Source organism: Pseudomonas sp. C6002 (genome assembly GCF_013385805.1).
Classification (GTDB): Bacteria; Pseudomonadota; Gammaproteobacteria; order Pseudomonadales; family Pseudomonadaceae; genus Aquipseudomonas.
Window position 1 is genome coordinate 79,715 of the sequence record NZ_JACAPH010000033.1, and the last position, 10,023, is coordinate 89,737.

A 10,023-nucleotide genomic window follows, 5' to 3' on the forward strand; every position below is an offset into this window, starting at 1 on the left:
CCCGCCTCCATCAAGCATGCAGATGCTTGAGGAAGGGGGCTATAGAGGCGGATCAGTGGGTGAAGTCAGACTTCCAGTAACCTTCGATCCGGGTCACGAGGGAATCGGGCAACGCTACGTAGTCCAATGCCGCAGCCTGCTGCTGACCTTTCTCCAACGACCATTTGAAGAAGTTGAAAGCGGCCTGGCTTTGCTCAACGTTTTTTGCCTGCTTGTACATGATGATCCAGGTGGTCGCCGTGATCGGCCACGCGTTCTCGCCCGGTGCGTTGGTCATGATCAGGTTGAAGTCAAGGGCGTTGGCCCAATCGGCAGTATCAGCCGCTGCCTGGAAGGCCTTGGCGTTGGGCTCGACGAATTTGCCGGACGCGTTCTTCAGTGAGGCGTAGGTCATCTTGTTCTGCAGGGCGTAGGCGTATTCAACAAAGCCGATGGAGTTCTTGATCTGCTTCACGTAGGCCGAAACACCTTCGTTACCCTTGCCGCCCACACCGACCGGCCACGGCACGGTGGTGCCGAAACCGATTTTGGTTTTCCAGCCATCACTGACTTTGGAAAGGTAGTTGGTGAAGTTGTACGAGGTGCCCGAGCCGTCCGAGCGGTGGACCACGGTGATATTCGCGCCCGGCAGTTTCAAACCGGGGTTGAGGGCGGCAATCGCCGGGTCGTTCCAGGCCTTGATGTCACCGAGGAAGATCTTCGCCAGCACATCACCATCGAGTTTCAGCTGGCCAGCTGCAACGCCCTCGACGTTCATCACCGGCACGATGCCGCCAATCACGCTTGGGAATTGGCCGAGGCCGCCGGCCTTCAGTTCATCCGCCGACAGCGGCGCGTCGGACGCACCGAAGTCCACGGTAGCCGCCTTGATCTGGGCGATACCACCACCGGAGCCGATGGACTGGTAGTTGATCCGGTCACTGGAGCTTTTGCTGTATTCCTGGGACCACTTGGACAGCACCGGGTAGACGAAACTGGAGCCTGCGCCCGTGACGTCAGTGGCGTGAGCGACACCACTCAGGCACAGGGCAGTGAACAACACTGACAGACTCTTTTTGGTCAGCAACATCACGACGACACCTCAAAGGAAGGGGGCAGGTGGAGGGCTCCACCTGCCTGGGACGTGACGATTTAATTCCTGAAATGTGTCTGTTTAATGACGGTTTGGCTTTATGAAGAAACATTTAGAAATATCTGTGGGCGACCCCGGAAGGGATGTTCCGAGGTCGCTGCACTGATCAACCCTGGCTGCGCACCAGGATCGACTCATCGATCTGGGCGATCGACGTGACTCCGGTCAACGTCATGGCCACGCGCATTTCCTTGGCGAAGATATCCAGCAGGTTCTCCACGCCACGCTGCCCGTCGGCGGCCAGTGCGTAAGCCTGTGCACGGCCCAGCAGAACGCCCATGGCGCCCAGCGCGAGCATGCGCACCACGTCCAGCCCCGAGCGTACGCCGGAGTCCACCAGCACCGTCAGATCGCTGCCCACGGCTTGTACGATAGGCGCCAGTGCCTTGGCTGTGGACAGCACGCCATCCAACTGGCGCCCGCCGTGGTTGGATACGACGATGCCGTCGGCACCAAAGCTCACCGCGTCCTTGGCATCTTGTGGGTCGAGGATGCCTTTGATGATCATCGGGCCTTTCCAGAATTCGCGGATCCACTCCAGGTCTTTCCAACTGATGGAAGGGTCGAAGTTGTTGGCCAGCCAGCCGATGTAGTCCTTCAGTTGGGTGGGCTTGCCCAGGTACTTGGAGATGTTGCCCAGGTCGTGGGGGCGACCCAGCAGGCCCACATCGAAGGCCCAGGCCGGTTTGGTCATGGCCTGCAGGATTTGGCGTTGCGGCCCGTAGGCACCGGACATACCCGAATGGGCGTCGCGATAACGCGCGCCGGGGGTGGGCATGTCGACCGTGAACACGAGGTTTTTCACCCCGGCGGCCTGGGCGCGCTCCAGGGCGTTTTTCATGAAGCCGCGGTCTTTCAGCACATACAGCTGAAACCAGATCGATTGCGGGCTCTGGGACGCCACTTCCTCGATCGGGCACACGGAAACGGTCGACAGGCAAAACGGAATGCCCTTGTTCGCTGCCGCCTTCGCCGCCTGGACTTCACCACGCCGGGCAAACATGCCGGTCAGGCCCACCGGGCTGAGGACCACCGGCATCGCCAATGGCTGGTCGAACAACGTGGTTTCGAGGCTCAGGCTTTCGACGTTGCGCAGGATGCGCTGGCGCAGGCTGATATCCGACAGGTCGGAGCTGTTGGCCCTGAGGGTGTGTTCGGCGTAGGCGCCGCCGTCGATGTAGTCGAACAGGAAACGCGGCAGTTTGCGGCGGGCGGCTTCGCGGTAATCCGATGCAGACGAAATGATCATGAACAGTGATGCCCCGAGTGAAGAAAACGGTGGGGTGAGGATAGACAAAGGCCTTTCATGGTAAAAACAACTTTTCCAACTTGAATCAAGTCGCAAACGGAATACTCATGAACCTTCGTACGTTGCTGGCCTTTGTCGAAGTAGTTCGCCAGGGCAGCTTCTCACAAGCAGCCGAGGTGGTTTCGCTCACCCAGTCTACCGTCAGCAAGGCGGTCAAGACTCTGGAAGATGAATTGGGCACGCCGCTGTTCAATCGCATCGGCCACAAGAGCGAGCTCACGGCCGCCGGCGAAATTGCCTACCGCCGAGCGCTGGTGTTGCTGGCGGAGCGCAGTGACCTGGTGGCCGAGATCAACGACTTGCTGGGGCTCAAGCGCGGTGTATTGCGCATCGGCTTGCCGCCGGTGGGCAGTGGGGTGCTGTTTGCGGCGATGTTTGCCTTGTATCGGCAGCGCTATCCGGAAATCGAGATCGAGCTGATCGAGCATGGCAGCAAGAAGTTGGGCGAATGCCTGGAGGCCGGGGAGGTGGACCTGGCCGCGTTGCTGGTACCGGTGGCGGGAGAATTTGAATATCAGGATGTGCGCGTCGAGCCACTGATGGTGGTGATGCCGATCGACCATCCTTTGGCCGGGCGTAAAAGCGTCGATTTTTCCGACCTGGCTGATTCGCCCTTTATTCTGTTCGAGGCCGGGTTTGCGCTTAACCGGATCATTCTCACAGCCTGCGAGCGCAGAGGCGTAGTCCCGCGTATCACCGCCCGCAGTGCCCAGATCGACTTTATCGTCGACCTGGTTGCCGCAGGCCTGGGTGTTGCGTTTCTACCGAGCATGCTGGCTTACAAACACCTGCACGCCGGCATCGCCCTGATCCAGCTGGACGAGCCCCAGACTGATTGGCACATCGCCCTGGCCTGGCGGCGACAGGCGCACTTGCCACCGGCGGCGCGGGCCTGGCTGGATCTGGCCCTGGAGATGGGGAATGTTCCGGACCCGACCCGGCCTGCGGTCTAGCCTTGTGCGACCAGGGGCAGGCGGCTCTTGACGACTTTTTGCAGCAGCAGGGCCAGCACCTCGGTGGAATACGGCTTCTGCAGCAAGACAAAACGGCTGGCCTCTTCCTGGGCGATACGCGCGTATTCGTCGTTGTAGCCGGTGGTGAGCACCACCGGCAGCCATGGGTACAAGGCTTCGATTGCGTCCAGCAACTCCAGGCCACTCATGCCGGGCATGGAGATATCGGAGAACACCACCTGGAAGCTTTCCGGGTTGGGGGCCAGGGCTTCCAGCGCGCTGTTCGCATCCGGCACCCACAGCACGTGAAAGCCCATCTGTTCCAGGGTTTGCGAGGTGTACAGGCCCACATCGGCGTTGTCCTCGACCATCAGCACGCACAAGCCTGAGACGATGGGCGAAACGCTGGTGTCTTGAGGTACCGGCATGGCACTTGGCTCGACCTTGGGCAGGTACAGCGTAAATTGGCTACCGCTGCCGCACTCGCTCTGTACCAGGATTTCCCCGCCTGATTGCTTGGCGAAGCCGTACACCTGGGACAAGCCCAGGCCGGTGCCCTGGCCGATACCCTTGGTGGTGTAGAAGGGCTCAAAGATCGCGTCGAGTTTTTCCGGCGGGATACCCGAGCCGGTGTCCGCCAGTTCGATGGTCACGTAATCGGCGACACGTACCGGGTGAGCGCGAACCGAGGGTAGCCAGCTTGCCGTCGAAACGGTGATGGTCAAATGCCCGTTGCCAGCCATGGCATCCCTGGCGTTCACCACCATGTTGACCAGCGCGGTATCGAACTGGCTTTCGTCGGCGTTGATAAAGCAGGCGTCGTCAGGCACCTGGATGCTTACCTTGACCCGCGAACCGGTCAGGCTGTCCATCATCTCGCCCACCCGCTTTACACTTTCGCCGACGTTGAACACCTCGGGTCGCAAAGCCTGGCGGCGGGCGAATGTGAGCAACTGGGCCGTCAGGCGGGCCGCGCGATCGACCGTGTTGGCGATGGCTTCCACGTATTTCACGCGGCGTGCTTCGCTCAGGGCAGGTGGCTTGAGCAAGTCGGCACAGGACTTGATCACCGTCAGCAGGTTATTGAAATCATGTGCGACACCGCCAGTGAGCTGGCCGATGGCTTCCAGTTTCTGTGACTGACGCAGGGCGTCTTCCGACAGTCGCAGGGCTTCCTTGGCTTCTTCCTCAGCCTGGATGTCGCGGCCCACGGCGTGGATGTAGTCGCTGTCGGGCACGGCCGTCCAGGCGATCATGCGGTAGCTGCCGTCCTGGTGGCGGTAACGGTTCTTGAAATTGGGGAAGTTCTTGCCATCGCCCAAACGGCTGACCGCCGAGGATGAGACGGCCAGGTCGTCGGGGTGAACCAGGGCCAGCAACTGGCTGCCCACCAGGTCGTTTTCGGCGTGGCCGAGCATGCGTGTCCAGGCCGGGTTCACGGCGGAGATCACACCGTCGAGTTGTGCCACCAGCATCAGGTCCGGCGACAGGCGCCAGATACGGTCGCGATCGCGAGTGCGTTCGACCACCCGCTGTTCCAGGGACTCGTTGAGTTTGCGCAGGGACTCTTCGGCTTCGCGCAGGGGCGTGATGTCCCGGGACACGCAGAGGATTTTCTCCGGCAGGCCGTCACTGCCCATGATCGGGCTGACGTTCACGTGCCACCATTTAAGGTTGCCGGCCAGGGTGTGGGCAGCGCCGACAAAGCTGGCATTGCGACCGGCCTTGGCGGCCTCAACGGCAGCCTTGGCATCGAGATTGCCCTGGTCGTGCCAGAAGTCGGGCCAGGGGCAGCCGCGGATCGCATTGAAGTCGCTGACTTCCATGATCTGCTTGCCGCCTTCGCTCATGAAGGTCAGGCGGGCGTCGAGGTCCAGCACCTTGATGCAATCGTTGATGCTGGCAAGCACGCGTTCGGTGAAGGCTTCGCTGTGGTTGAGGCCCGCGGCGGACAAATCACTCTCGCCAGATTCAGGTGGGCTGTTTGTCTCAGGACCCGTCCCGATAGTGCTATTCATTTGAGTGCTGCCACGCGTGTTAAATGGCCGTCATCATGTCATTGCGACACTTATATCACCAGCGCCTTCACGCTTATTCGATGGCAGGCAATCCGGCATGCTCCAAGCGTGACGGCGAGATTAAAACCCGTCAGTCATATTCAGGTTCCGGGGTCTGAATAAGTGCTGGAAAAACCGTCGAAGTCTTTGAAAGAAATAGGATTGTCGGACAATTTTGCGCATGAAAAACTCTTCATAATTTGCCCGCTCGAAGATTGGTAGCTTCCTCTCGCTGCCCAATAATTCGAGTTCTAATAATGAATAAAAAACTCTTCAAGAGCGCTTTGGCGCTGTCGATTTCCCTTGCCTCCACTTCCTTGTTTGCCGGTGGTTTTGCCCTCAACGAACAAAGCATCAGTTCAATGGGGACCGGTTACGCCGGGCGTTCCTCCTCCGCGGATGACGCCAGCACGGTGTTTGGCAACCCGGCGGGCATGTCTCGTCTCAAGCAGAATGAAGTGAGCATCGGGGCGACCTACCTGGATGCCAAGTCGAACATCAAGGATGCCAGCTCCAGCCAAGGTGGCGTGGACAACCCCGGCACCAACAAAGGCGATATGGTCCCCGGCATCGCCGTACCGATGGGCTACCTGGTGACGCCGATTGATGAACACTGGGCGTTTGGCCTGGGAATCTACGCGCCGTTCGGCCTCGTGACCGACTATGAACACAGCTTCCAGGGCAATGGCTTTGGCAACAAAAGCAAGGTTCAAGTCATCACGGTGCAGCCAACCGTCAGCTATGCCTTCAACGACAAGGTTTCGGTGGGCTTCGGTCCGACCTTCAACCGTATCAGTGGCGAACTGGACTCCAAGGTCCCGGCATTTGGCCTCGGCACGGAAAGCGTAAAGGTCAAGGGCGACGACACTGCCACCGGTTTCAACGCCGGTATCCTGGTACAGCCGATTGAAAGCACGCGCATTGGTGTGACCTACCACTCGCAGGTTGTGTATCACCTGTCGGGCAAAACCAACGCCTCGGGGGTGCTCACCGACCTGGTGGATGGCGGCCCGCAGCGGTATGACGCCAAGCTGGATGTCACCACGCCGTCGTCCGTGGACTTCTCGGTCACCCATAAACTCAACGATGACTGGACCCTGTACGTCGGCAGCACCTACACCCGCTGGAGCCAGTTGAAGAAGATTACGATCAACAACAGTGGCGTCTCTGACCTCGCCACCGAACTGGCCGGCCTGAACTCCATCACCGAAGAACAGCACTGGCATGACACCTGGTCTCACGCCATCGGCCTGTCGTACCAGTTGAACAAGCAACTGGTGCTGCGTACCGGCTTTTCGGTGGACCAGACGCCCACCAACAACACCGACCGGTCCGTACGTATTCCTACGGGCGATCGCACGGTGTTCAGCTTGGGCGCCGGCTGGACGCCAGTGGATAACCTGACCTTCGACGTCGCTTATTCCTACCTGAAAGAAGAGCCGATCAAGGTCCGCGACAATAATCCGCAACTGGCGCTGACCTACGACGCCAAGTATGAAAACAGCGCCAACGGTTTCGGCGGTTCGGTGACTTACCGCTTCTGATGCACCGGAAGAGGGCAAAGAGTCAGTTTTCTGACATGGCTCTTTGCTAGCAATTGTATCAATCGTGCTACCAAACCTTCCCTGTCTTGGTTAAATTGGCTGCAATCCAGTTCAAGACAGGGATCGTCATGACTAGGCTTTCGCCGATCAGCTCCGCCATCGCCCTTACCAATCGACCCGCCGTTACCCCGCCAGCTACGCAGGCGCCAGAAACGGACGCCGCTGCCGTGCGACCTTCCTCGGTGGTCAGCCTTGGCAATGTCACGGTAGACGTTCAAGCCGAGACGTATTCCCGCAACGGCCAATTGCCCGGCCATGGGCCGATCAATGCCTGGGAAAGTGACAGCGACGATGCGGTTACCAAAGCGATCAGCACGAATTTCCCTGCACTGCCCAGAGGTACAGGCTTCAGCGGCCTGGGCGCTACCCTGATCGAGCAATTTGCGAAGAGCGGTACCGACATTTCCCAGTCGGCGCTGAGCACCAGCTCTTCCAGGACCCAAAGCCCCGCCGAACTCAAGGTTCAACAGGCGCTGCTGCACAGCAAGGCCGACAACCTGGTCAGCCTGATTGTCAAGACGGCCAGCGGCAAGACCGTCACCTTCAGCCTGGCCAGCCAGTCCGCAGGCCTGGCCGTGCAGGCGAAGGTGGACGGTGGCGCCCTCAGCGCCGCCGAACTCAAGGAAGTCGCCAAGTTGGGCGAAGCCTTCCAAGACGCGATCGACGGCCTGGCCGCCCAGCCGCCGAAACTCGAGCTGAGCAAGCTGACGCAGTTTGATTCCAGCGTATTGGCTTCGGTGGACCTCAGCGGCAAATTGAAAGTGAGCAATACTGACGACCTCACGCTTGCATTCCATGCGGACAGCCAGGGCCGCACCACGCGCATGAGTAGCCCGGCGGGGGAAGTGAATCTCTCGGTCGACCTGAAGAACGCCGGCATCCTCGGCAACGCCAAGCAACAGGCAATCGCGCTGAAAAGCTACCTGGCCCAGTTCGACAAGGCCCAGGCGCGGGGCAAGGCAGATGCTGACCTGATGGCGATGTTCAAGGATGCGTTTACCGCCATGAACAGCAACTACCCGCAGGGCGCCAAAGCGCCTGCGCCGCTGACCCGCAGCGCGGCAGATCAAGGCCTGCTGACGGGCCTGGCGGATTTCAAGGCCTCCATCAGCCAGGCGGCCAGTTCCCCCAACCCGGCGCGCCCAGGGGAAACCGATACGTTTGCCTATGGGATTTCCCAGAAAACGCGCATCGGCGGCAATGACCTCTCCAATCGCACGATCGATCAGGTCCAGCGATCAAGCCTCAAGGCCAGTTTCCATCAGGGCCTGGATGGCGGGAAGCCGCCGGCTTTCGATACCAGGCGCGAGTCGCAGAACTACCTCTATGTGCAGGTCGACGACAAGGCCAGCAGTGCGGCGAACATCACCTACAAGGATGGCTTCCTGACCAACGCCTCCGTGGACCAAAGCACCAGCCAGAACACCCGCACCCAGCGATACGAGATGGCTCGACTGGTTAACGACAGCGTGGTACCGAACGAGGCCACCAGCCATCGCGACTACCTGGTACTGCTGGAATATGCGGCGCGGGAAGGCAAGAGTGCCAAGGGCGCCGATGAAACCATCCTGAAGGATGCCCTGGCGAACATGCATCAGTGGGCGTTGCTGCAAGACGATCCGTCCGCTTTGCCCGGTTAAACCGGTCGTTGTAAAAAAGGGAAACCCCTGGCCGGGTTTCCCTTTTTCATGCCTGGCCGAATCCCAGATTAGGCTTTTGAAACCATTCGATATTCTGTAGCCTTGCGCAGCTTCACCGTGCTTGATGAACACAATCACTTCGTCCGGCGGCGCCCGAAAGGCTCCAGAGCCGGTGGTACACTCGACTTTCGCGCAACTGCGCCTGCAGGTCTTGCGAACATGACGCAAATTTCCGAACGCCTTCTGGTCCAAGCCCACCTCGACGCCAAGCAGCCCAAGGTGCTGAGCGCCGAAGAAGAGGCGGGCTACCGCGCCGCCATCGCCGCCGAGCTCAAGGCTCAGGACGCGGTGCTGGTGGCACACTTCTACTGCGACCCGGTGATTCAGGCCCTGGCCGAAGAAACCGGTGGCTGTGTCTCCGACTCCCTGGAAATGGCCCGCTTCGGCGCGGCGCACCCGGCCAAGACCGTATTGGTGGCGGGCGTGCGATTCATGGGGGAGACGGCCAAGATCCTCACGCCTGAAAAACGCATCCTGATGCCGACACTGGAAGCCACGTGCTCTCTGGACCTTGGCTGCCCGGTGGATGAGTTCTCGGCATTCTGTGATCAGCACCCTGAGCGCACGGTGGTGGTATATGCCAACACGTCGGCGGCGGTGAAAGCCCGTGCTGATTGGGTGGTGACTTCCAGTTGTGCGCTGGAGATTGTCGAAAGCCTGATGGATAACGGCGAGACGATTATCTGGGGGCCGGACAAGCACCTGGGCACCTATATCCAGCGTCAGACGGGTGCAGACATGTTGCTGTGGGATGGTGCGTGCATCGTGCACGAGGAGTTCAAGTCCAAGCAGTTGGAGGACATGAAGGCGTTGTACCCGGATGCAGCGATTCTGGTGCATCCGGAGTCGCCCACTTCGGTGATTGAGTTGGCGGATGCGGTGGGGTCTACCAGCCAGTTGATTGCGGCGGCGCAGCGGTTGCCGAACAAGACGTTTATCGTGGCCACCGACCGCGGCATTTTCTACAAGATGCAGCAGCTGTGCCCGGACAAGGTGTTTGTCGAGGCGCCGACGGCGGGGAATGGGGCGGCGTGTCGCAGTTGTGCGCATTGCCCGTGGATGGCGATGAATACCCTGGAGCGCACGCTGCAGTGCTTGCGTGAGGGGAGTAATGAGATTTTTGTTGAGCCTTCGGTGATTCCGCAGGCGGTTAGACCGCTGAAGCGGATGTTGGATTTTACTCAGGCGGCTCGGTTGAGGTTGGCGGGGAATGCTTGATCTTGTTTGAGTACATATCCGTTATTTAGGTAACGGCCGCTTATGGTTCC

General features: G+C 59.9%; 7 protein-coding genes. 4 read left to right on the forward strand and 3 right to left on the reverse strand.

The genetic code is table 11. The annotated features are described in order from the left end of the window. Positions 1–52: 52 nt before the first annotated feature. Together pstS and lldD are read right to left on the reverse strand one after the other, a co-directional pair. Entirely contained in the window at positions 53–1,069 is a 1,017-nt protein-coding gene (pstS, locus tag HX817_RS25305; protein WP_177041504.1) for a phosphate ABC transporter substrate-binding protein PstS, read from the reverse strand. Positions 1,070–1,238: 169 nt separating this feature from the next. Further along, the gene (lldD, locus tag HX817_RS25310; RefSeq protein ID WP_177041514.1) at positions 1,239–2,381 is read right to left on the reverse strand and encodes an FMN-dependent L-lactate dehydrogenase LldD; all 1,143 of its coding nucleotides are present in this window, start codon (positions 2,379–2,381) and stop codon (positions 1,239–1,241) included. Between the two features lie 107 nt (positions 2,382–2,488). Between lldD and HX817_RS25315 the strand changes: the two genes are divergently transcribed. Further along, positions 2,489–3,394 (forward strand): LysR family transcriptional regulator, encoded by a 906-nt coding sequence (locus tag HX817_RS25315; protein WP_177041516.1) that lies wholly within the window; start codon positions 2,489–2,491, stop codon positions 3,392–3,394. On the opposite strand, the gene HX817_RS25320 is transcribed toward HX817_RS25315, so the two are convergent. Next, a complete protein-coding gene (locus tag HX817_RS25320) occupies positions 3,391–5,349 on the reverse strand; it encodes a PAS domain-containing sensor histidine kinase (RefSeq protein WP_177041518.1) in 1,959 nt (652 codons plus the stop codon). The genes HX817_RS25315 and HX817_RS25320 overlap by 4 nt on opposite strands. 359 nt (positions 5,350–5,708) lie before the next feature. Here HX817_RS25320 and HX817_RS25325 point away from each other — a divergent pair, with 359 nt between their 5' ends. The 3 genes from HX817_RS25325 to nadA all read left to right on the forward strand — a co-directional run bounded on the left by HX817_RS25325 (position 5,709) and on the right by nadA (position 9,973). Continuing rightward, positions 5,709–6,995, forward strand: a complete 1,287-nt coding sequence (locus tag HX817_RS25325) for an OmpP1/FadL family transporter (protein WP_008432395.1) — start codon at positions 5,709–5,711, stop codon at positions 6,993–6,995. A 128-nt stretch (positions 6,996–7,123) separates the two neighbouring features. Next, positions 7,124–8,695 carry a lactate dehydrogenase gene (locus HX817_RS25330; RefSeq protein WP_218182638.1) on the forward strand — a complete coding sequence of 524 codons (1,572 nt, stop codon included), beginning with the start codon at positions 7,124–7,126 and terminating at the stop codon, positions 8,693–8,695. Between the two features lie 219 nt (positions 8,696–8,914). Beyond that, a complete protein-coding gene (nadA, locus tag HX817_RS25335; RefSeq protein WP_003209852.1) occupies positions 8,915–9,973 on the forward strand; it encodes a quinolinate synthase NadA in 1,059 nt (352 codons plus the stop codon). The last annotated feature ends 50 nt before the right edge of the window (positions 9,974–10,023 follow it).